This window comes from Spirosoma areae (genome assembly GCF_054781775.1).
The window spans coordinates 68,615-89,694 of sequence record NZ_BAAGTT010000016.1 but is presented as its reverse complement, the minus strand read 5'-3'; the positions used below and the strand labels follow the sequence as shown (position 1 = coordinate 89,694).

At 49.7% G+C, this 21,080-nt stretch carries 19 protein-coding genes; 14 read left to right on the top strand and 5 right to left on the bottom strand.

Annotated features, from left to right (window positions below; genetic code table 11):
• The first annotated feature begins 38 nt into the window (after nucleotides 1-38).
• The 3 genes from rsmH (at nucleotide 39) to ACYVI1_RS06410 (ending at nucleotide 4,626) form a co-directional block, all read left to right on the top strand.
• The gene (gene rsmH / locus ACYVI1_RS06420; RefSeq protein ID WP_460907956.1) at nucleotides 39-944 is read left to right on the top strand and encodes a 16S rRNA (cytosine(1402)-N(4))-methyltransferase RsmH; all 906 of its coding nucleotides are present in this window, start codon (nucleotides 39-41) and stop codon (nucleotides 942-944) included.
• A gap of 383 nt (nucleotides 945-1,327) precedes the next feature.
• On the top strand, nucleotides 1,328-2,794 hold the full coding sequence (locus ACYVI1_RS06415; RefSeq protein ID WP_460907953.1) for an FAD-binding oxidoreductase: 1,467 nt from the start codon (nucleotides 1,328-1,330) through the stop codon (nucleotides 2,792-2,794).
• A gap of 290 nt (nucleotides 2,795-3,084) precedes the next feature.
• Complete coding sequence (locus ACYVI1_RS06410) at nucleotides 3,085-4,626, top strand: YifB family Mg chelatase-like AAA ATPase (RefSeq protein WP_460907951.1); 1,542 nt, start codon at nucleotides 3,085-3,087, stop codon at nucleotides 4,624-4,626.
• 12 nt (nucleotides 4,627-4,638) lie between these two features.
• Here ACYVI1_RS06410 and ACYVI1_RS06405 read toward each other — a convergent pair whose 3' ends face one another.
• A complete protein-coding gene (locus ACYVI1_RS06405; protein WP_460907950.1) occupies nucleotides 4,639-5,547 on the bottom strand; it encodes a Nif3-like dinuclear metal center hexameric protein in 909 nt (302 codons plus the stop codon).
• 239 nt (nucleotides 5,548-5,786) lie between these two features.
• Between ACYVI1_RS06405 and ACYVI1_RS06400 the strand changes: the two genes are divergently transcribed.
• The 9 genes from ACYVI1_RS06400 to ACYVI1_RS06360 all read left to right on the top strand — a co-directional run bounded on the left by ACYVI1_RS06400 (nucleotide 5,787) and on the right by ACYVI1_RS06360 (nucleotide 12,875).
• Nucleotides 5,787-8,024, top strand: coding sequence for a DEAD/DEAH box helicase family protein (locus tag ACYVI1_RS06400; protein ID WP_460907948.1), 2,238 nt, complete (start codon nucleotides 5,787-5,789; stop codon nucleotides 8,022-8,024).
• A gap of 5 nt (nucleotides 8,025-8,029) precedes the next feature.
• Nucleotides 8,030-8,263, top strand: a complete 234-nt coding sequence (locus ACYVI1_RS06395) for a hypothetical protein (RefSeq protein WP_460907946.1) — start codon at nucleotides 8,030-8,032, stop codon at nucleotides 8,261-8,263.
• A gap of 2 nt (nucleotides 8,264-8,265) precedes the next feature.
• Nucleotides 8,266-10,494, top strand: a complete 2,229-nt coding sequence (locus tag ACYVI1_RS06390; RefSeq protein WP_460907944.1) for an AAA family ATPase — start codon at nucleotides 8,266-8,268, stop codon at nucleotides 10,492-10,494.
• Nucleotides 10,495-10,505: 11 nt separating this feature from the next.
• Nucleotides 10,506-11,387, top strand: a complete 882-nt coding sequence (locus ACYVI1_RS06385) for an Rpn family recombination-promoting nuclease/putative transposase (protein ID WP_460907941.1) — start codon at nucleotides 10,506-10,508, stop codon at nucleotides 11,385-11,387.
• Nucleotides 11,388-11,401: 14 nt separating this feature from the next.
• Entirely contained in the window at nucleotides 11,402-11,620 is a 219-nt protein-coding gene (locus ACYVI1_RS06380) for a hypothetical protein (protein ID WP_460907939.1), read from the top strand.
• 24 nt (nucleotides 11,621-11,644) lie between these two features.
• Nucleotides 11,645-11,836 (top strand): hypothetical protein, encoded by a 192-nt coding sequence (locus ACYVI1_RS06375; protein ID WP_460907937.1) that lies wholly within the window; start codon nucleotides 11,645-11,647, stop codon nucleotides 11,834-11,836.
• Nucleotides 11,826-12,272, top strand: coding sequence for a DUF6934 family protein (locus ACYVI1_RS06370; protein ID WP_460907935.1), 447 nt, complete (start codon nucleotides 11,826-11,828; stop codon nucleotides 12,270-12,272). The genes ACYVI1_RS06375 and ACYVI1_RS06370 overlap by 11 nt, the downstream gene beginning before the upstream one ends.
• 11 nt (nucleotides 12,273-12,283) lie before the next feature.
• On the top strand, nucleotides 12,284-12,445 hold the full coding sequence (locus ACYVI1_RS06365) for a hypothetical protein (protein WP_460907933.1): 162 nt from the start codon (nucleotides 12,284-12,286) through the stop codon (nucleotides 12,443-12,445).
• A gap of 172 nt (nucleotides 12,446-12,617) precedes the next feature.
• The gene (locus tag ACYVI1_RS06360) at nucleotides 12,618-12,875 is read left to right on the top strand and encodes a hypothetical protein (RefSeq protein WP_460907931.1); all 258 of its coding nucleotides are present in this window, start codon (nucleotides 12,618-12,620) and stop codon (nucleotides 12,873-12,875) included.
• Here ACYVI1_RS06360 and ACYVI1_RS06355 read toward each other — a convergent pair.
• Genes ACYVI1_RS06355 through ACYVI1_RS06345 form a run of 3 tightly spaced genes read right to left on the bottom strand, consistent with a single transcriptional unit; the run spans nucleotide 12,818 to nucleotide 15,312 of the window.
• On the bottom strand, nucleotides 12,818-13,666 hold the full coding sequence (locus ACYVI1_RS06355; protein ID WP_460907929.1) for an HIT domain-containing protein: 849 nt from the start codon (nucleotides 13,664-13,666) through the stop codon (nucleotides 12,818-12,820). The genes ACYVI1_RS06360 and ACYVI1_RS06355 overlap by 58 nt on opposite strands.
• Nucleotides 13,659-14,207, bottom strand: a complete 549-nt coding sequence (locus ACYVI1_RS06350) for an RNA 2'-phosphotransferase (protein WP_460907927.1) — start codon at nucleotides 14,205-14,207, stop codon at nucleotides 13,659-13,661. Before ACYVI1_RS06350 ends, ACYVI1_RS06355 begins: the two co-directional genes overlap by 8 nt.
• Nucleotides 14,208-14,211: 4 nt before the next feature.
• Nucleotides 14,212-15,312, bottom strand: a complete 1,101-nt coding sequence (locus ACYVI1_RS06345; protein ID WP_460907925.1) for an HNH endonuclease domain-containing protein — start codon at nucleotides 15,310-15,312, stop codon at nucleotides 14,212-14,214.
• 174 nt (nucleotides 15,313-15,486) lie between these two features.
• Between ACYVI1_RS06345 and ACYVI1_RS06340 the strand changes: the two genes are divergently transcribed.
• Nucleotides 15,487-16,188, top strand: a complete 702-nt coding sequence (locus ACYVI1_RS06340) for an RNA ligase family protein (protein WP_460907923.1) — start codon at nucleotides 15,487-15,489, stop codon at nucleotides 16,186-16,188.
• Nucleotides 16,185-17,294: an AAA family ATPase gene (locus ACYVI1_RS06335; protein ID WP_460907921.1), complete on the top strand. Its 1,110-nt coding sequence runs from the start codon at nucleotides 16,185-16,187 to the stop codon at nucleotides 17,292-17,294. The genes ACYVI1_RS06340 and ACYVI1_RS06335 overlap by 4 nt, the downstream gene beginning before the upstream one ends.
• A 176-nt stretch (nucleotides 17,295-17,470) precedes the next feature.
• Here the strand turns inward: ACYVI1_RS06335 and ACYVI1_RS06330 are convergent, their stop codons facing one another.
• Nucleotides 17,471-21,046, bottom strand: a complete 3,576-nt coding sequence (locus ACYVI1_RS06330; RefSeq protein WP_460907919.1) for a ThuA domain-containing protein — start codon at nucleotides 21,044-21,046, stop codon at nucleotides 17,471-17,473.
• Between the last annotated feature and the right edge of the window lie 34 nt (nucleotides 21,047-21,080).

Here is a 21,080-nt window from a genome sequence, read left to right as displayed (position 1 = left end):
GTCAAGATTAACGACCACAAAAGAAGGTTAGTTTCTGAATGAGCAATTACCACGAACCTGTTTTACTGCAAGCCTGCATCGACGGGCTGAATCTGCAACCCGGTGGCACTTATGTCGACATCACCTTTGGCGGAGGTGGTCACAGCCGCGAAATCCTCAATCAGTTAGCGGGAGGAAAGTTGTTCGGTTTTGACCAGGATGCCGATGCCCGCGTGAACGCTCAGTCCCTCGCCGATTCGCGCTTAACATTTGTTGCGTCCAATTTTCGGAATATCAAACGCTACCTGCGGCTCTACAAAGCCGAGCAGGTGGATGGCATTCTGGCCGATCTGGGCATCTCGTCGCATCAGATCGACACGCCCGAACGCGGCTTTTCGACCCGCTTCGATGCCGACCTCGATATGCGGATGAACCAGCAGGCCGACCGCACCGCGCGGCAGGTTTTAAATCACTATTCTGAACCGGAACTGCACCGGATTCTGGGCATGTATGGCGAGATTACCAACGCCCGAACAGCGGCAGGGGCCATCGTGTCGGCCCGCTCGAACCGTCCGCTCAAAACCGTCAACGACCTCAAAGCAGCCCTGCAGCGGTATGCGCCACGCGGGAAGGAAAATAAATATTTCGCTCAGGTATTTCAGGCACTGCGTATCGAGGTAAACGAAGAATTACAGGCGCTGGAGGAGTTTCTGGAACAGGTGCCCGACATTCTGAAACCGGGCGGACGCCTGGTTGTCATGTCCTACCACTCACTCGAAGATCGCTTAGTGAAGAACTTCATCAATAAGGGGAAATTTCAGGGCGAAGTCGAAAAAGATTTGTTTGGTAACGACTTGAAGCCCCTGCGGGCCGTGACGCGCAAGCCCATCGAAGCCACACCCGACGAGATTGCCCGTAACCCCCGCGCCCGAAGCGCGAAACTACGGATTGCGGAGAAGATTTAGGCAACGATTTTAGACAGGTTGTGTACATTGCATGGTTGGGTGAACCAAACATCATGTGTGCAGGGCGGGTCACGGGCGACAACTTGCCCGGCTCGTTGGGCAAGGTTTAGGCTTCCATTTTCGGGTCTTCTGCAACACAGAAAACGCTTATGGCGGGCAGGTCTTAGGTTTCCAATTTCGAGTTCCGGCTGACAGGCCAAACGCCTTAACAAGGGCAGTATCGAAGTGGGCTCGCCACCTTTCCGCCGACAGGTAAGACTCGGAATGCTATTGTAATACAAAATGTGGAATGCGTATTTTGTATTGAAAGTGCGTCAACCGGCCAGTTGTGGACAAATGGGGACAAATCTGTTCATTGCTTCGCTGGATTAAACTATATCTGTATGAGTATCCAACCAGAAATAAAAACACGCAGGGAGTTTATTAAGCAGGCTGCAATGACTACCGCAATGGTACCATTTCTGATTGGATGCGGACAAAGTGAAAGGTCATCTAATTCTGTTTTAGATAAGGAGGCAATTAATAAGTTTCGAAAAAGTTTCAATGGACAAATATTTCTGCCGGACAATGCCCAATACCAATTGAAACGTCAGGGGGGCTTCATGAACCCGGGTATGGACAAGCATCCCACGATTATCGCGGCTTGCAAGCATGAACAGGATGTTTTGAAATCCTTGGAATTTGCCCAACAGTATCAACTGGAAATAGCAGTGCGATCAGGCAATCACAGCAACATGGGATGGGGAACAGTAGAAAATGGAATTGTGATTGATCTTTCACAAATGAAGACAATAGCTATCGATGCAGCTAAGAAAACAGCTATTGTATCTGCTGGTTCAACTGCAGCTGAAATTCTTGCTACTACGGCTCCTTATGGTCTGGCACCTGTCTTAGGTGAATGTGGCAGCGTGGGGGCCGGACTTGTATTAGGTGGTGGTTTAGGGTGGCTTTCAGCTAAATACGGAGCGACTTGCGATAACCTATTGAAAGCTCGTCTTGTAACAGCAAATCTCCAAACTCTCAATGCAGATTCAGTTATTAATCAAGAGCTATTTTGGGCTATTCGGGGTGGGGGTGGCAATTTTGGCATTGCTACATCTTTCGAGTATCAGTTACATTCGATTAACGAAATTCTTGGAGGCAGTTTTTCTTATCCGATCAAGAAAGCTCGTTCCGTATTACATTTTTTTAACGAATTCATGGCAACCGCTCCGGATGAGCTTCAGGCGGACTGCTATCTAACCAATAAAGAATGTTGGGTAGAATTCGTCTATAGTGGCGATCTGGATCGAGGTGAGCTTCTGCTCAACCAGTTTCGCAAGTTTGTTACACCTGAAAAAGATTCCGTAAAAAGAAGACCATTTTCTGAAGTTTATACTATGGAGCCAGGTGGCGATTTGACTACAGACCCGTATGTTTCAAACAAAGGTTCTTACCTTGAACGAATGTCAGATGAAGTTATAGATTTTGTTCTGGAATGTGTTAGCCAACCTCCGCGTTCGTGTAAAGTATGTTTTGATTTTAGCCACTATATGCATGGCGAGGTATGCCGTATTTCACATGATGCTACGGCCTTCGAACTTCGTCAGCCCGGTGCCGTACATCTGACCTTTTGGTTGACATGGCAAATTCCTGCTGATGCCTATAGGTATATGGCCTGGCACACCGAAACATTCGATCATTTGCAAGCTTATTCTGGCGGGCGTATCTATGCTAATTATATGAGTACCCCAGGAGGAGCAACAGCAAAAGCCGTATTTGGCTCCAACTTCCTGCGTCTTAAGCAAGCAAAGAAAAAGTACGACCCCAACAATATTTTCCATCTCAATCAAAACATTCTTCCGGGCTAAGGTCTAAATTGGGCCAGTTGTCTATAATTATGCCCGTAACCTGATGAGAAGTCCTCGATAAAAGAAATTATACAGCACAGGTCTGGGTGTTTGACGATGCGGAACAGGCCCGTCGCCGTATTGACATGGAATACGTTGATGAATTTATCACGCCCATCATCGAACCGGACCATGCCTGAATAAAATCTGTTACTTTAACCAGCCGACCCTATTTTTGGTGGTCGGTTTTTTTATTGCCCATTGGCTCCGTAGTTTTGAAACTCATCGACCTAATCAGTTGACTTATTTGTATGCTGTCAAAAACATTCGGTGGCGCCGTCTATGGCGTGAATGCCAGCCTGATTACCATTGAGGTTGTTGTGGCGCAGGGATTGCACTTTCATATGGTTGGCCTGGCCGATAGCGCCGTGAAAGAAAGTCAGCAGCGCGTTGAAGCTTCCCTGAAGTTCTTCGGCTACCGGATGCCCCGCCAGAAAGTCGTCGTGAACCTTGCTCCTGCCGACATACGCAAAGAAGGATCGGCTTACGATTTGCCCATTGCCCTCTGCGTACTACAAGCTTCCGAACAAATCACAACAACGCGCAACCTCGATGAGTATGTGATTATGGGTGAACTGGCCCTCGATGGTACCCTGCGACCCATCAAAGGCGTACTGCCCATTGCTATCGAAGCCCGTAAGCAGGGCTATAAAGGCTTTGTATTACCCGTCGAAAACGCGCAGGAAGCCGCCATTGTCAATCAGTTGGATGTGATTGGGGTAACGACCATGCAGGAAGCAGTCGAATTTTTTGAAGGCAAAAAAGACATTGAACCCCTGTCGAGCGATACCCGCGACCTGTTCATGAGCCAGATCAATGCCTATGATGCTGATTTTTCGCACGTACAGGGTCAGGAAAACATCAAACGGGCAATGGAGATTGCCGCTGCGGGTGGTCATAACGTGATCATGATTGGCCCGCCCGGTGCGGGCAAAACCATGCTGGCCAAACGCTTGCCGAGTATTCTGCCGCCCCTGACGTTGCAGGAAGCGCTGGAAACAACCAAAATCCATTCGGTAGCGGGTAAACTCGGCAAACAGGCGAATCTGATTGCCACCCGGCCCTATCGGTCGCCCCACCACACCATTTCCGACGCGGCTCTCGTGGGTGGGGGCAGTTTCCCGCAGCCGGGTGAAATCTCCTTAGCCCACAACGGCGTGTTGTTTCTGGACGAATTACCGGAGTTTAAACGGTCGGCGCTGGAGGTGATGCGGCAACCGCTCGAAGATCGCAAAGTGAGTATCTCGCGGGCAAAATGGGCGGTAGAGTTTCCGGCCAGTTTTATGCTCATTGCCAGCATGAACCCCTGCCCCTGCGGCTACTACAACCATCCTGAAAAAGAGTGCGTTTGCGGACCGGGCGTCGTCCAGAAATACTTAGCCAAAATCAGCGGGCCGCTCCTCGACCGCATTGATTTGCACGTAGAAGTTACGCCCGTTTCCTTCGATCAGATGACCGCCAACCGTCCCAATGAACCCAGCGAAGTGATTCGGGCACGGGTGATGAAAGCCCGTGACATCCAGACAACCCGGTTTGCCGACCATCCGGGCGTGTATTCCAATGCGATGATGGCGTCGCAGATGGTGAAAGAAGTTTGCGCCATCAACGACGCAGGCCGTGCCCTGCTCAAAACGGCCATGGAACGGCTGGGCCTCTCGGCCCGTGCTTACGACCGGATTCTGAAAGTATCGCGCACCATTGCCGACTTAGCCAACAGCGACGACATAAAAATTGAACACCTCGCCGAAGCGATTCAATACCGAAGTTTAGACCGTGAGAACTGGGCGGGCTAATAACCGTGGACCTCATACGTAGGTAAATGGATTCCCGGATGGAATGTAGGTGATGGTAACACCCGGTAATTGAGGCTTCAGCCAGGGAACCAGCCATTCCATACCCGCTGCTTCACTCATGATATGGCCCAATACGACTAAGGACAGCTTCTGTCCCTGCCGACGGGCATCCCGCACGTATTCCGGGGTTTCCCATTCGCTGGATTCTCCGCAGAGGACAACATCGGGTTTTATCTGCTCGATACTCGTTATCTGGTTCCGCCCGCCACTGGCTCCCGGCATGAGCAAAACACGCTGACAAATCTGGGCCGTATCGCCCACCACCCGAACCAGTTTGATACCTAATTTTGCTTTGACATGGGTAATGAGTTGGTGCAGCGGTGTGGCGGGTACCGTAAGTAAACTTGGTTTCTGGGCATCCATGTAGTTCTCCCAGCCTAACGCTGCCAGCATACCCGTCCGAATGCCATCGGGACGGTGAGCATGCCAGTAATCGTGGAACCGCCAGACGGCGATGCCATTTTTGGTGAGCAACTCGTGCTTGTGGCGAAAGACGTCATCGGTTTGCAGCCAGTCGGTCTCGTCGGCATGGTTATAAAAAGTCGGTTCGTGGGCGATGATGAAGTTAGCGCCCGCAGCAATGGTTTTCTCGATGACCTCAGTGGTGGCAAACATCGTTGACACAATGCCGGTCACAGTCTGGGACGAACTGCCTGATTTTAGGGTATCGACCGTCTTGGCGAAGGGTGCATTCGGAATCGTTTTCATCATTAAGTCCATCACCTGACCAACGGTAAAGGCTTGTTGGCGGGTTTGTAGCTGTCCCACCCCACTCAGGCCGGGCGTATTGATTAACATCGATGTGCCCACCGCTTTGGTCAGAGTCAACACAAATTTTCGTCTTCCGGGGTTTTCCTGCATATTGATAGGGTGGTTTTAGGATCTATTTGTCTGTAATTTAGACAACCATCCGTTTCTATCAACTCATTTCAGTTATACAGAATTAATCTTCGTATTTTCGGGCTTCGGCCATGCACACGCACTGGAAGCAATAGGATTGACGGATGATGAAGCGTTAGAAGCGATCCGGTTTTCGTTGGGACGGTATATGATGGAGAAGGATATTCTTCAGGCGGCTGAAGCCATCAAACAACAAGTTCATGCTGTCCGATATTGAATTCCCAAAGAGCGAGGAGTACCGGACCGGCACCGAACATGAACCGCTGACTTTCTACATGGAGTCGTTGGTGGAAAGCAACCAGCTCGACCTGCTGTTGGGCTATTTCAGTTCGTCGGCGATTAGTGTATTAGCGGTTGGGTTTGCCAAATTTATTAGCAACGGGGGTCGGGTACGCCTGATAATCAATCATATTCTATCGGTGCAAGACAAAGCGGTTGTGTTGACCGGATCAACGGCGAATCCTGACAACTATGCGTTTTCAGCCAACGATTTTCAAACGTTGAGACGCGCGTTAGACGACTACGGCCATCACTTTTTCAACTGCATTTCGTGGCTGATTGCTTCTAAACGGGTACAGATTCGGGCTATCAAACCGAAGTCCGGGCGTGGTATCGCGCATTACAAATCGGGCATTTTCTATGATGGTGTAAACAAAGTTAAATTCAGAGGGTCGTGTAACTTTACGGGGTCCGGCTTACTCGAAAACTTAGAAGAATTGGACGTTAAAGTGTCCTGGAAAACCGATAGCACTGTCTTTACTGAGTATGAACACGACTACAATCAATTGTTTGAGGGACGGACCGACTACGCCGAACTCATTCCGTTTGAACAGATTGAGGAAGCCCTTATGCGAGATTACGGTGGGAAAGACTTAGACGAATTGTTAGTCGATGAACAGAAATTAGCTTCCCAAAAAGCCAAACAAATACGAAGTCAGGTACACCAAAATGCGATTGCGAAAATTTTGCAGAAAATAGAAACCTACCTTGCTGCGCCCCGCTTCCCCTACGAAAGTGGCCCGCGTGATTACCAGAAAGAAGCCGCTCAGAACTGGGTTGATAACAAGTATCAGGGCATCTTCGCAATGGCGACCGGCACGGGCAAAACCATTACATCACTCAACTGCGTCCTGAATGAATACCAGAAAACAGGTCAATATCAGGCGGTTATTTTAGTACCGACAACCGTATTAATGGAACAGTGGACCCACGAAGCCCAAAAATTTAACTTTCGCGAAATCATCACTGTTTCGTCTAAGTCCAAAGGCTGGCAAGCCGAGTTAGGACGCATCACCACCCAACTCAGCTTTGGTGTAGCCACGTCGTTTGTGGTGATTGTGACCTACAAATCATTCACCAAACCCCAATTTCAAACGTATTTCAAACGTCTGCCGCCAACGACCGTACTCTTGGCCGACGAAGCGCACAACATCGCATCGCCCGCCGTGGCGAAATTGCTCGACGGTATCCACCTGACCAAACGCATCGGCTTGTCGGCCACACCCAAGCGCGTGTATGACCCCGAAGGTTCCGCTCATATGGAAGCGTTTTTTCATGACGGGAATGGACCGGCAGACCGGCCTTATGTCTACAACTTTCCGATGGAGCGGGCTATCGAAGAAGGCATCCTTTGCCCGTATTATTACTACCCCAGGATTGTCAGCCTGACGCCCGACGAGATGGTAGCCTACTCCGAGATTTCGGCTAAACTCGCCAAAATCTATGCCCGCACGAAAGGTAATGACGGCGCATCGAAACAGGTGGAAATGCTGCTGATGCAGCGCAAACGCATTATCCATAAAGCACACGGCAAGATGGCCGCGTTTGAAACCATCCTGACCGACATCATAGACCGGCGCGGAGGCATCGACTATACATTGGTCTACGCGCCCGAAGGCTTCTACGCTGACGACGAGATTGACGACGAAACCTTTCCCGATTTTACCGACGAGAACCGCATCATCGACTTCTACGCGTCCATCGTCCGGCGCGTATCGCCCACTACGACCATCACCCAATACACGAGCGACTCCGCCGATAAAGACCTTGTATTGAAACAGTTTGAGGAGGGGCAAATTAACGCCTTGCTGTCGATGAAGTGTTTGGACGAAGGTGTCGACATTCCGCGAACCGAGCAGGCTATTTTCTGTTCAAGTACGGGAAACCCCCGTCAGTTTATCCAACGACGGGGACGTATCCTGCGGCAACACCCGGATAAGGGTTTTGCTTACATCTACGATATGGTTGTTATTCCGCGCACTGACCCAAACAGTCCGAATTTTAAATTAGAACAGAGTTTGGTACAGAAGGAGTTAGAGCGGGTTGTACACTTTGCGTTTATGGCAACCAACAAGTACGAAGCCACGAACGTATTCCGCGAGGTGTGCGACGTGTACCAACTCAATTTAGATACCATTCATCAAGACCTTGTTGCCTGAAACCTATGACACAAATTGATATTGTAAAAGCGTTTCTGGAAGACGCCGACATTCAGCAGAAGTACAGCCTGACCCCTGACGAAGTCACGCAAATGACCATGAGCAGTCAGCACAATGCAGAAGCGCAGGTGTTGGTGAGTTTGATTCGTCAAATGGTAAACGTGGTGGAAGATTCCGGCACAACAGTCAATTTAGCGGCTTCCCGCCTGAACGCTCACCTCGAAAACGCCCTTCGCTAACCATGCTCATCAATAAAATCAGCATCAGCAATTTTCTGTGTTATTACGGCTCCAACAATCACTTTGATTTCGTAGAAGGGTTAAACATTGTACTGGGAGCCAACGGCTATGGAAAGTCGAAACTATATGATGCCTTTCAATGGGTGTTCAGCGACGGCATCACCGATAACGCTCCCCGTGCCACGCCGGGTGGATTGAAACTTACCAGCATAGTCAAAGGGGATTTGGTTTCGGAAAAAGCTAAAGCAGAATGTGCCATCGGGGAGAGCGTCGAAACGAAGGTGATTGTTGAGGTAGAATATTCGCGTAACAGCCATCAATATGTTTCTCAGCAGAAATACCAATTAATCAGGACGTACCGCGTTCGGCGAACGGATGACAAGGTGTGGGTAGAACCGGGAAAGAGCGAGTTTCAGATTTTCGAGTTTGGTATACTTTCGTACAGACCTGTACCCGAAGATAAATATAATGAAGTTCTTGAACGGCTAATTCCGGTAGACGTGCGACCCTATGTGTGGTTTCAGGGCGAACGCGGCATCAGCAATTTAATTGACACATCAAGCAACGGCTCCTTACGCAATGTTACCAAACGCCTGTCCGACATCGACCGGTGGGATAAGTATATTCAGGTGGCCGAAAAAGCCTACGACACCGCCCGAAACGCTTTTGACCAGGAACTGAAGAAATCACAGAAGAATCAGGTCAGAATTAGCGAGTTGCAAACCGAACAGCGATTGTTGGAGCAGCAAGTGCGCCAATTGGAGCAACAGATAACGAATGCGTCACAGAATCAGCAGGAAGCACAGGAGAAAAAAGATGCGCTGTTAGCAAGCATTGAGTTTGCCGAGACGATAAACAAGTTAACCCAAGCCCGCAACAAGGCCGAAGCTGCTTATACGACCGCTGTAAAACAATCGGATGCGTTTGACGAGGGCCTGAGCCGGAAATTGTTTGCCGACAATTGGGTGCTGTTGGGCACATCGTCGCTGCTGGAAAAATTCGAGGAAAAACTAACCGCCTACGATGATGCTATTGCCATCCGAAAGGCAACCGCCAACCTGACAAAACAGGCGAGTGAAAAGCTGCAAATTCGCCTGCCCGACAATGTACCCGAACCCATGTATGTCCGCATGATGCTCAATGAGGAGCATTGCCGGGTTTGTGACCGCCCGGCCCCAAATGGCAGTGATGCGTATACCGCTATTGCCAGTTTGCTCTTGTCGGAACCGGAAATCATTCAGCCTGAACGCCCCCGAAAGAGCCTGAAATCGTTTTTTCGGCAGTTTTATACGAATGGGTTGGGTATGAAAAGCAGTATTGACAGTATCAATCAGCGCGTTCAGCAGTCGATGCAGGAACAGAGCAACACACGGGATCAGGTTCGATTATTAAAAGACGAATTAGAAGCCAAAGCCCGCGAATTGCAGCAACAGGAACAGTTGAGTGGCCTGACCAACGCCCGCGACATAGTTAATTCGATGAATGGGGCAGTGGCTGATATTCAAAAGTTTGAGGGCGACTTAGTCAGCGATAAAAGCAAAAAGAAACAGAAAGAAGAACGTCTGCGGGAGATAAATGATGAATTGAGCAAATTGTCGGAGGGGCAGATACCCGCGCACCTGACCCAAAAGAAAACCATTCTGTTCGACCTTGCTGAGTTAGCCAAGCGCGTAAAGAAAACCAAATACCAGGAGTTGGTTCAGCAACTCGAAAATACCGCCAACGAACATTACCGCAATATCAATGCGCCCACGGGAGCGTTCTACGGCACTATTCGATTCATGGAAACATCTGACGGTGGCTACCGACCGGCCATTGTCGACAACGACGGGCGCGAAGTGGGCAACCTCAACACATCGCTCGTGAGTTCGCTGAAATTGTCGATCATTATGGCGATTGTATCGGCTAACAAAACCCGTAACTACGCCCAATTCTACCCGCTGATTTCCGACGCGCCCGTGTCTGACTTCGACGTGGTAAAGGCCATGACGTTCTTCAAAGAAACGGCCAACACGTTTCGGCAGAGCATTGTGATTGTGAAAGAATTGTTGGTTGAGGACACCGCCCGGATAGGTCGCTACAAACCCGACCTTGCCCGGCTCCACGAACTCCAAATTGACCTGAAAGCAGCCGGTAAAGCACTGAACGTCTATCAATTGGACATGCCCGACGGGGTGTCTAACTCATTCCGCACCGAAATCGAAGTCACCATTCAAAAAGTAGACTGTTGACAAGTTGGCCTATGGAGCTTTATAGTGAAAATGCCCGATTCATCCCTATTCTATCCGACTATGGTTTTAAAGTTACCTTCGGCAACGAATCCGATACGCGCTTCTTGAGAAGGGCTTTACAAACGCTTATCAACTCACCGGTCCCCATTCATGAGGTGCAGTTTTTGCAAAATGAAATTCAGGGCCTGACCAAAAACAGTCGCGGGGGAATATATGATATGATGTGCGTTGACGAAACGGGCAATCACTTTATTGTGGAAATGCAGTTGAGCGAGTACCCGGAGTTTATCCACCGCATGAAATTTTATGCGTTCCAACGCTTAAATACCTTGATTCGTAAAGGGAAATACCAATTTGAAGGGTTGCCAAAGATTTATTGCATCGGCATTCTGGCGGAGACTCTTTTTCCAGACATCGCTGATTATCACAACACTGCAACGATGAGGAATGAAAAAGGTGAACTCATCGACGATCAGACCACGTTTATTACCGTAGAATTGGCTAAATTCGGAAAGAGTTTAGCTGACGTTAAGACAGATTTAGATAAACTGATTTATACAATGAAAACGGCTCACACATTGACCGAACCAACTCAGTTCCCCCCGTTTTGGGATGAGGAGTTGTTAGAAGTAGCAATTAAGGAGTTGGATACGCGGGCTATGACTCCCGAACAACGATTGGCTTACGAAATGACTATTTCAGCTAATGCGTTGGCAATTAAAAACGAGAACCGGAAAATACAGGCAGCGAAAGAAGCCGAGAATTTGGCGGTAAAGACCGAAATGGTAAAAACCGCGCTGCAAATGGGACTAACGGTCGAGCAGGCGACCAAATTGGCAAGTGTTTCTGCCGAGTTTGTGGAGCAGGTCCGAGAGAAAATGGCTGCTGATTAGACAATTATAGAGCAATGACTGGAAAATTGACGAACCTGCAACAGGAACTGCTGAAACTGTATGCACAGCAGGTGAGTGAGATTGACCTTCAAAATATCCGGGAGTTAATCGGTCAGTATCTCGCTAATCGGCTAACTACGTTGGCTGATAAAGCCTGGGAACAGCAAGGGTGGTCTGAGCAAACCATGCACAACTGGTTGAACCACGAAGATAAGTCCCTGATAGAATCGTAGTCTGCGACAATTAACTTGCCTTCCATGCCCAACCTATTAGAACGTTTCGACAAGAAGACCCCGCATTACCCCAACCGCTTTCGGGACCTGATTGACCGGCTCTCGCGCAAACGGGCCTTCGACACCTCGTCGGGTACCGAGGAAGAGAAGTTTTCGCAGGGCAAAATCTTCGCCAACTACTACGAATGCTTCCCGTTGACCGTACATGCAAATTGATAAATATGCGCTGAGAGCAGAGAGTAGCCTGACCGTGTTCGAGTTTGTCAGCGAAGGCCCCAAAGGTCTAATCCGTAAACTTATTCAGTTTCAGGACACAAATCAGCAAAACGTTTATAATCTTGCCTTTGGCGACAAAAATTCTGAAACCGGAGAAATTGATGATTTAGCTATTTCAAATAATGGCGACACGGATAAAGTACTCGCTACGGTTGTTGCCGCTTTATATGCTTTCTTCGATAAATATCCTGACGCATTTGTTTATGCTACCGGTAGCACAAGCGCACGGACAAGGCTCTACAGGATGGGCATCAGCCGATTTTACGATGAAATGATTAAGGACTTCGATCTCTATGGTCAAGTGGGAGATGAATTCTATACGTTTGAGGTTGGTAAGGCATACGCTGGTTTTTTAGCGCAACGAAAATTTGATTAACTTTTACTATCATGAGAACAGTCGAAGAGCTTAATAAAAGCAAAGTGCCCATTGTGCGTATTGATCCATCGCTTGAGCAGTACCGCGACTCTGTGCTTTTCCCGGAGAAGCTGGCAAAAGCAAACGAAATGCTCAGGACAGCTAAGCTACCAAATAGAAAGAAACGTAATTGATGAATGGGTTAGCTGTTCAACGCTTAACTACTTTCCGTACTCCACCACTCGGATTTGTTACATTGCCACCATATCGGCCGGGTTCGTGGAGCGTATCCGACAGAAGCTTGGTGCAGGACAGTAGCGATTAGGTATTCCTCAAATTCTCTTATAACAGGTTGCCACACCGTATATGCCGAACCTATTAGAACGCTTCGACAAGAAGACCCCGCATTACCCCAACCGCTTTCGGGACCTGATTGACCGGCTGTCGCGTAAACGGGCGTTCGATACCTCGTCGGGTACGGACGAAGAAAAATTTTCGCAGGGCAAAATCTTCGCCAACTACTACGAGTGTTTTCTATACGCTACCATTTTGGGCATCCGACAGAATTACCTCCTCACCACATTCCGCACCCCACCGCTCGGATTTGCCACATCGCCCACGTAACGCGGAATGAGGTGGATACTGGCATGGGCGAACTTCTGACCCGCTGCCGCGCCAATGTTCAGGCCGACCGTGAAACCATCCGGCGAAAACCGTTCCTGTAGTAAATTCTGTACTTTATTGACGACTTGCCAGCACTCATTTTGTTCCGATAATGGCAAATCGAAGAAATTAGCGACATGCTTTTTCGGCGTAACCAGCGCGTGACCTCTGCTGACTGGATACCCATCTAAAACGGCGTAGGTGAGTGTTGTTTCGGTCAGAATTTCAAGTTTTGGTTTGGGTGAACAAAACGGGCATTTCGTCGGCTCAACGGCGAGTTGGTTGATGTGCTGATACTCGTAAAATTCCGTGTTCTCGTTCCGATAAATTGATTTGAAGGGCAGTTTTACATCGCACTGATAAACGGGTTTTCCGTGTAGCTGATGCGTTCGGAAACCATCGCGGGTGATGTCCCGGAGCACCGAAAAATACGCCTTTCCAGTCGGCTTCAGCAAGCGCGAAACGTTCATCATTACGTCGGTTTGCTCGTCGGGAAATAGCACGTTGAGCACGTAAAAACAGACGATGGTATCGAACGAGCCGGTTGGAAAATCGGGCGAATGGTACGGGTCGTAACCATGCGCGTCGAAGCCTTTTGCCCGTAAAAATCGCACGTCCTGACCGAAGCCGCATCCGTAATCCAACAATCGACCTTGCAGCAATTTTCGCTCGTTTAGCATCCGAATCGGAAGTGATGGCGTATCTCGCTCTTTGGCCGTTAAGTGACTGTACGGGTTTTGTGGATTACTCATGCACGATGTAGGCAACCGGTACAAAATTAGTAAGCCAAACACCGTTTTCCGATTGGTAGAAAACGAAACTGCCTGCCGCCATTTCTTCCGCTTTGACAGTCAGTACTACCGGTTTCCCATGACGACTACCCACATTACGGGCTGTTTGCTCATCAGCACTAAGGTGAACGTGATGACGGTCCATATTCTTCAAACCATCAGTCAGAATCACGTCTAAAAATCGGGTTGCGGTGCCGTGATAGAGAAATTGGGGCGGTTGCTTTTCGGTATAGCCCAAATCGACCTCAACCGAATGGCCCTGGCTGGCTCTTATTTGTGTTTCATCACTACTGAAGGCAAACCGCTTCTTGTTATTCGTCTCAACCAGATGACGAAGCTGGTCGCGGTTAATTCGGTGGCCTTTGGTTTGCAGTTTGGTCAGTAGTACATCAACATCGGTCCACCCGTTTTCATCGAGCGTAATGCCAATAGTTTCAGGCTTATGGCGCAGTACTAAACTCATGAATTTGCTGACGCGTTGCGCGTCGCTATCGCTTAACATTGAATCAGGAGATTTTGAACTCAAACGGATATGAAAAACCTAAGTTCTGTGCTGTTTGCAATTGCGGTAAAACAGTGCGCTCCAGACGTTCACGAAACCAGGTAAACGGCTGTTGCTGAATAGCATTTAGGCTCTGGCCGAAAAGTACGGAATAATCTTCTAACAGCTTGTCGTGACCATTGGCAGCGTGAAACTGGAAGCCGCTAAACTGTAATTGTGCGTAACCATCAAAGTACAAATCAATCGAAGGCAACCAGTCGCTTTTGGCCGAATTAACAGGTTTTGGCGTTGGAATAATGTTCCAAAGCTGGTCATGCGCTACGAAAGACCACGGCAGAAAATGGTCCAAACTCAGGTTAGCATTTGTAATGGTTTGACCCGAATAAACGCACGTCAGAGTCGGGTTTTCTTTCAAATATGCCTTCCAAAATTTGTTAGCTGTGTTCAGCATCCGAACACCCGGCTTTTCCAGCTTTTCAGATAAACCAATGACATTTGGATTGTTCTTTTGCAAAAATCGAACCAGATACCAGAATGTGAAACCGCGTAAAATGGCCTGATGCTGTCGCAAGTAAGCGGCCCATTTCTCGTTGATTTCAATCTCATTACCGTCAATGAAGCGATACGGAGCTTTTTCGGTTTGGCTCGACAGTTCAACAATTCGGGCGTTTACATTCTGGTCGAGTAACCCGCGTGTTTCCTGAGCGAAGAACGGACGGATAAACCGATACGGAACCCAGTTGAGCAAAACGTTAACCTTGCGGTGAAGTTGCGTTAAGTCTGTAGTTGATAAATGAGTGCTTAGCTGAACAAACAGGCTTGATGCAGTTGGTCGATTGTCTACCGTAATACGTTCTGATACGAAATCCGCAATTGGCTTGAATCCGTCCTGTTTGCCGAAGGATAGTTTAAAATAGTCGAGTGGATACCAGACATTAGCAACCATTCGCAGCGACAAATCGCGCATGGAAAACCGAGTTTGGCCAGTCTCACGCAAACCGTCCAGAATAGCCAGCAACCAGTAAAATTTGTAGGAATTTGTCGTATCAGAGAAAATGGCCGATAGCCTTGCAATATCTAATTCGTCGCTTTCAGGTAGTTCCATGATGGAAATTTAGCTGAATGCTGGTTATTTTTTATCTTTGCCCCGCGCAAACTCATCAAACGCGCTAACGGATTTCTTGAAAAGCCATGTAATGCCAATTGACTCTGCTCAGTGCTAAAGAGCCTTCTCCCCGAGGGCCTTGTTGTCTATTGTATTACCCAAATATGAATCTAAATGGCTTTTTCTGGAAAGTACGGGCGAACGTACCATTATCCATTTTCGCCCGGCACCAGCAGCGACGACCGCATTAATCACCAGTACGCATCGGACCTGCTGCAAATTACTGAACTCATTCATACCGAGAAGTTAGACGGCGAAAACAACTGCCTAAACCGCTACGGTGTCTTTGCCCGGTCACACGCGGCTCCAAGCGTGTCGCCCTGGACCAATTCAATTCGACAGCGTTGGGAGCAAATTCGTCACGAGTTGGGCGATCTGGAAGTGTTTGGCGAAAACCTGTTTGCTGTTCACTCCATCGCTTATAAACGGCTCGATGAACACTTTTTTGTCTTCGCCGTTCGGGAACATGATGTTTGGTTGTCGTGGGAAGAAACGCAGTTCTACGCCCGCTTGCTCGACTTTCCGACCGTGCCAGAACTGGCTCGGACAATGGCACCTATTCAGTCAGGCATTGTTGAGCGTGAGGTACTGAATCTGATTAGCCAGTCCAGCCGGTTTGATTCAGTCGAGGCCCGTACAGGAACACCCTGTACAATGGAGGGCGTAGTTTCGCGCGATGTTAAGGCCTATACCACGGCTGATTTTCCGCACCGCGTTTTCAAATGGGTTAGGAAAGGTCATGTAAAAACCGACGAACACTGGACACGCACATGGCAACGTGCTCCGCTGGTTTGGGAAAGGAGGGAAACACTATGAACTGGCAACTAACTAACCAAACCGAATGGCCCCACCTGCTGACTCAGTTCAGGTGGGTGCGTCACATGGTGGGTGTTCCCCAGGACCCTGCCTATCATGCTGAGGGCGATGTTGCTACGCACACGAGGTTGGTGTTGGACGCCTTGCTAACGCTACCGGGTTTCAACGTGCTAAGTTCTGATGTTCAGGCAATCCTGTGGGCGGCTGCCCTGCTACACGATGTAGAAAAGAGGTCTACAACCGTTCGGGAAGACGATGGTCGGATTACCTCCAAAGGCCATGCCCGTAAAGGAGAACGCACGTCGCGGCTGTTACTCTACGACGTTGTGCCTACTCCCTTTCTTACCCGTGAGGCTGTCGCTAAACTTGTGCGTTATCATGGCCTGCCGCTTTGGGCGCTGGAAAAAGAAAATCCGCGCAAAACGCTATTACAGGCCAGTTTGGAGGTAAATACGGCTTGGCTGGCTATACTGGCCCGTGCCGACGTACTGGGGCGTATTTGCACCGATCAGGCTGATTTGCTATACCGGATTGACCTTTTTGAGGAATTTTGTCGCGAACAGGATTGCTTTGGGAAACCCTATCCGTTTGCATCGAATCTAACTCGTTTCCAGTATTTTCGGCGCGACGATCTGGCACCCGATTATGCCTTATTCGATGAAACCGAAACCGAAGTGGTGCTGATGAGCGGTCTGCCAGGGGTAGGCAAGGACCATTATATTCTAAGGCATTACCAGGATTGGCCTGTGGTCAGCCTGGATGGCATTCGACGTCATCTGGGCATTGACCCAACCGACCGAAGTGGCACTGGCCGCGTTGTTCAGGCAGCCAAAGAACAGGCACGGATTTATATGCGAAAACGGCAACCGTTTGTCTGGAACGCAACTAACATTACCCAAAACATGCGAGCGCAACTAATTGACCTCTTCGTAACATATCGGGCGCGTGTCACGCTAGTTTATGTGGAAGTACCAAATGAACGCCGGGCCGACCAAAACGCTAATCGAAAGCACCCTGTACCAGAACCCGTCATTAGTCGGATGCTTGAAAAATGGGAAATTCCTGCTTTGTGGGAAGCTCACGAGGTTATTTTTGACGTTGATTAAAGAAAAACAGAAATCCCCACTGCATATTGAGTGAGGATTTCTGTTTTCCTGTCCGTCTTAGTCAGGCTAAAACCCGCATCTTGTAAAGGGTGGCCTGCCTGCACGAAATCGTACCTTTTGTCAGCCATAAACTGCGGTAATAGCACCAAATCTACGGCTTTTTGCCGCTAACCCCATCACTGATTAAACTGAATACTGTTCAATTGTATGATGTTGTCGTTGGGTTTGTCGCGCTTTGTCACAATCACATACACATCATGCTTGCCGATAAACGGCTTATCGAACATACCCGTCACCTGATGCATTGTTTTCCAGTCGCCGGTGGCTTTGTAGGGCGTTCGGCTGACGACCGGCCCCGCGTAGGAATCGAGCCGTACTTCAATTTCGCCGTCTTTGTTGAGCGACGAATACTCATACGTCAGCGATTGAATGGTGGTTAAATCAATGTCTTTCAGCAAGACATGAGATTTGTGATTCCCGGAACCCAGCCGATTGCCAAACCGTGGAAAACCCACATACGCATCGGCATTCAGGGTTTTAACCGTGGCGTTGCGGAGCGATACCATGTCGGTGCCGGTGAGTGGCCCTACTACCTTTCCTCCATTATCCGTGTACGAAGCCATCAGTGTGTATTGCCCGCGTGCTTCTTCGGGTTTGTGTTCGTTTAGCGCAAGACTTCCCTGTAACGGCATCGCTTTCTGATTTCGGGCGTCGGTCAGCGAGAAAATGTACTTCACCATTTCCTGGGCATCCTGCGCCGGAATCTGCGGGTGAGCGCTCATGAGGTGGTCTTTGCTCCAGTTGCCGCCCCCGCCTTCAATGATTTTCTTCGCCAGCCGCTCTACACTGCCAGCCTGCCCTTTATAGCGGTCGGCAACGGCCAGAAACGTTGGCCCAACTGATGGTTTATCAATGGTATGACAGGCTTTGCAATCGCTGCCAGCCATCAGGGTTTTACCGAGCGACCCGTTGCCAACCTGAGCCAGGTCCTGGTGACCCTGCTGAAGCCCGGCAGGCTGCGGGCTACGAGGCTGTGCGCTGTATTCATAAACAACCCTGATGCGCTTCGGGTCAATCTTCGTATCTTCTTTATCCGTCACTTTCACGGCATAGGTGAACGGCTTGTTTTCCCAGAAAAACGATTTATTGTCGGGTGTCGTAATGGCGACCTCCGGTTTGGCATTGCCAACTTTCACCACAATAGTATCCATGCCTACCAACCCTGTTTGATCGGTCACTTTCAGGATGGCGTTGTACATACCCGGTTGCGTGTAGGTGTGAGTTGCACTGGCAAGGGGCATGTTAGCTTGCGTAGCGCCAACGGTTTTTCCATCGAACAGCCATTCATACGTCAGTTTATCATCTTCGTCGAGATCCATGCCGCGTCCGCTGAACTTTACCCGCAACGGGGCCTGTCCAACGGCTTCGTGCAGCATGGGGGCATTGCGCCCGTCGGAGGTAAGGTACGAACGGGCATTATGCACGGCCAACGCCACCGAATCCACCACATTGGCCCGAACGGTGGGCGCACGATTGCCGGTGTTGTATTCGATTTTAACCAGCCGGGCATCGTCGTTATCGGCCCCATACACCGAGCCGTATTCAAGCATATACATCACGCCCTCTTTGCTGAACGCCAGGTCGATAGGCCGCCTGAAATCGCCACTCCCGCCCATAAAGGGTTCTGTGCGAATATAATTATCGTCCTTATCGACCCGAACAGCCATCACCCAGTTCCGCATCCAGTCGAAGATGAACAGTGCACCATCGTAATAGTCAGGGAATTTATTTTTTGATGACGAGTTTTTGTCATACGTATAAAACTCACCCGCCATGGCGCTACGACCGCCCAGCCCTAATTCGGGGAACTCTTTGGAGGCCGCATACGGATACCAGATCATGGCCGAATTGGCGGGTGGAAGGTTTTTCAGGCCGGTATTTTTAGGAGAAGTATTGACGGGCGCTTTGGGGTCAAAGCGCGGACCAACTGCGTTGGTTGCGAAGTCCAGATCGGCATAGGGCTGGCTATTGCCAACGAAGAGCGGCCAGCCAAAGTTACCCGCCTTCCGGGCCTGATTGAACTCATCGTACCCTCTTGGCCCCAGGGTGCTGCTATCTTTGCCAGCATCGGGTCCAATTTCACCCCAGTACAACACCGACGATTTGGGATTGAGCGCAATGCGATACGGATTCCGCAAACCCATTGTGTAAATCTCAGGGCGGGTCTGGGCCGTACCTTTCGGAAAAAGATTACCGTCGGGAATGGTGTATGTTCCGTCGGCCTGCGGCTGGATACGGAGGATTTTACCCCGTAAATCGTTGGTATTGGCGGCTGTTTCCTGGGCATCGGCGGCCAAATGGTCGGGGCGTTCGTCGATGGGGGCGTAGCCATTCGAGGGGAATGGATTGGTGTGGTCGCCCGTTGACAGATACAGACGGCCTTCTTTGTCGAACGCCAGCGAGCCGCCATGGTGCGCGCCCGGCTGGTCAATGCTCGGTACGTTGAGGATTACTTTCTCCGAAGCCAGGTCGAGTGTGTTATCGTCGTTGACCACAAAGCGCGAGAGATTATAGAACGGGTCTTTGGTAAACTGAGGGGAATAATAGATGTACAGCCAGTGATTGATGGCGAAGTTTGGGTCGAGCGTAATGCCCTGTACGCCATGCCCCTGTTTGGTGGGCACGTCAAACTTATGAACGAGTTTGTGTTCCCCGCTTCGGACGTTATATACCGACAGATTGCCACTGCGCTCCGTAAAGAAAATCCGGGATGAATTGCCCTGAGCGTCGCTGGCAACGGCGACTTCCATTGGTTCGTTCAGGTCATTGACCAGCACAGTTTTCACAAACCGATTTTCTTCGGGCATCACTACGGCATAGGCCTTGCTGTAGTCGAGCGGTTTTCCACTGCCCATTACCCAGTTCAGGCCACCCAGCAGATGTTGCACAAACAGCGGCTCACTGAAACTGGAATCTTCGTGGCCTCCACCCGTGTAAAACGACCGTCCGCCATCGAACTCATGGTACCAGGCAATGGGGTGATTGCTGCCGTTGGTGCCGCCGGTGTAGGTGTTTTCGTCTAAATTAGCGAGTATGTTCAGACCGGAGTAGAGTGAGCGGTAATTATACCACTCGTCGGTGCGTTCCCAATGGTCGGGCAGGTGAGTAGTGGAGGGATGGGTTTTGTCGGTTACGTCGACGGTTGCTTTACGAACGTTGGACTGGCTGGGGTGGCTGGCGAAATATCCACCAACGAGCTTGTTATACCAGGGCCAGTCGTATTCCGTATCGGCGGCCGCATGAATGCCCATATAGCCGCCCCCTGCCTGAATATACCGCTCAAAAGCTGCCTGTTGGGTTTGGTTCAGCACGTTGCCCGTTGTGCTCAGAAAGATAACCGCCGTGTAATTCCGCAGGCTGTCGTCGTTGAAATAAGCTGCATTTTTGGTGGTATCGACCCGAAATTTGTTTTCCCGTCCGAGTTTCTGAAGGGCTGCGACCCCAAACGGAATGGAGGTATGTTTCCAACCCTTTGTTTTTGAGAATACGAGTATCCTGCCGGGGTTGGCACGCGCGGGGGCGGCAACCGTCGAAACAGACGCGGGCGCAGAAGCAACCGTTGTTGGGGGCGTTGCTGCACCGGATTGCGTAACGGTTTTTTGAGGAGTCAGGCAGGCATACAGGCTTATACCAACGCCTGTTACACTAAGAAAACGCAGAACGTGTTTGGCTGAAACTGGCAGGCAAATCATAAGAAAACAGCGGTTGGGTAGTCGTTTGTTGCAA

Excerpts from the sequence above, each read along its gene's own strand:
- ACYVI1_RS06370 (WP_460907935.1), top strand. The coding sequence starts at position 11,826 with ATGCAAATTGATAAATATGCGCTGAGAGCAGAGAGTAGCCTGACCGTG.
- ACYVI1_RS06415 (WP_460907953.1), top strand. The coding sequence starts at position 1,328 with ATGAGTATCCAACCAGAAATAAAAACACGCAGGGAGTTTATTAAGCAG.
- ACYVI1_RS06360 (WP_460907931.1), top strand. The coding sequence starts at position 12,618 with ATGCCGAACCTATTAGAACGCTTCGACAAGAAGACCCCGCATTACCCC.
- ACYVI1_RS06330 (WP_460907919.1), bottom strand. The coding sequence starts at position 21,046 with ATGATTTGCCTGCCAGTTTCAGCCAAACACGTTCTGCGTTTTCTTAGT.
- ACYVI1_RS06340 (WP_460907923.1), top strand. The coding sequence starts at position 15,487 with ATGGCTTTTTCTGGAAAGTACGGGCGAACGTACCATTATCCATTTTCG.
- rsmH (WP_460907956.1), top strand. The coding sequence starts at position 39 with ATGAGCAATTACCACGAACCTGTTTTACTGCAAGCCTGCATCGACGGG.
- ACYVI1_RS06395 (WP_460907946.1), top strand. The coding sequence starts at position 8,030 with ATGACACAAATTGATATTGTAAAAGCGTTTCTGGAAGACGCCGACATT.
- ACYVI1_RS06350 (WP_460907927.1), bottom strand. The coding sequence starts at position 14,207 with ATGTTAAGCGATAGCGACGCGCAACGCGTCAGCAAATTCATGAGTTTA.
- ACYVI1_RS06365 (WP_460907933.1), top strand. The coding sequence starts at position 12,284 with ATGAGAACAGTCGAAGAGCTTAATAAAAGCAAAGTGCCCATTGTGCGT.
- ACYVI1_RS06385 (WP_460907941.1), top strand. The coding sequence starts at position 10,506 with ATGGAGCTTTATAGTGAAAATGCCCGATTCATCCCTATTCTATCCGAC.
- ACYVI1_RS06380 (WP_460907939.1), top strand. The coding sequence starts at position 11,402 with ATGACTGGAAAATTGACGAACCTGCAACAGGAACTGCTGAAACTGTAT.
- ACYVI1_RS06405 (WP_460907950.1), bottom strand. The coding sequence starts at position 5,547 with ATGCAGGAAAACCCCGGAAGACGAAAATTTGTGTTGACTCTGACCAAA.
- ACYVI1_RS06390 (WP_460907944.1), top strand. The coding sequence starts at position 8,266 with ATGCTCATCAATAAAATCAGCATCAGCAATTTTCTGTGTTATTACGGC.
- ACYVI1_RS06410 (WP_460907951.1), top strand. The coding sequence starts at position 3,085 with ATGCTGTCAAAAACATTCGGTGGCGCCGTCTATGGCGTGAATGCCAGC.
- ACYVI1_RS06345 (WP_460907925.1), bottom strand. The coding sequence starts at position 15,312 with ATGGAACTACCTGAAAGCGACGAATTAGATATTGCAAGGCTATCGGCC.
- ACYVI1_RS06375 (WP_460907937.1), top strand. The coding sequence starts at position 11,645 with ATGCCCAACCTATTAGAACGTTTCGACAAGAAGACCCCGCATTACCCC.
- ACYVI1_RS06355 (WP_460907929.1), bottom strand. The coding sequence starts at position 13,666 with ATGAGTAATCCACAAAACCCGTACAGTCACTTAACGGCCAAAGAGCGA.
- ACYVI1_RS06400 (WP_460907948.1), top strand. The coding sequence starts at position 5,787 with ATGCTGTCCGATATTGAATTCCCAAAGAGCGAGGAGTACCGGACCGGC.
- ACYVI1_RS06335 (WP_460907921.1), top strand. The coding sequence starts at position 16,185 with ATGAACTGGCAACTAACTAACCAAACCGAATGGCCCCACCTGCTGACT.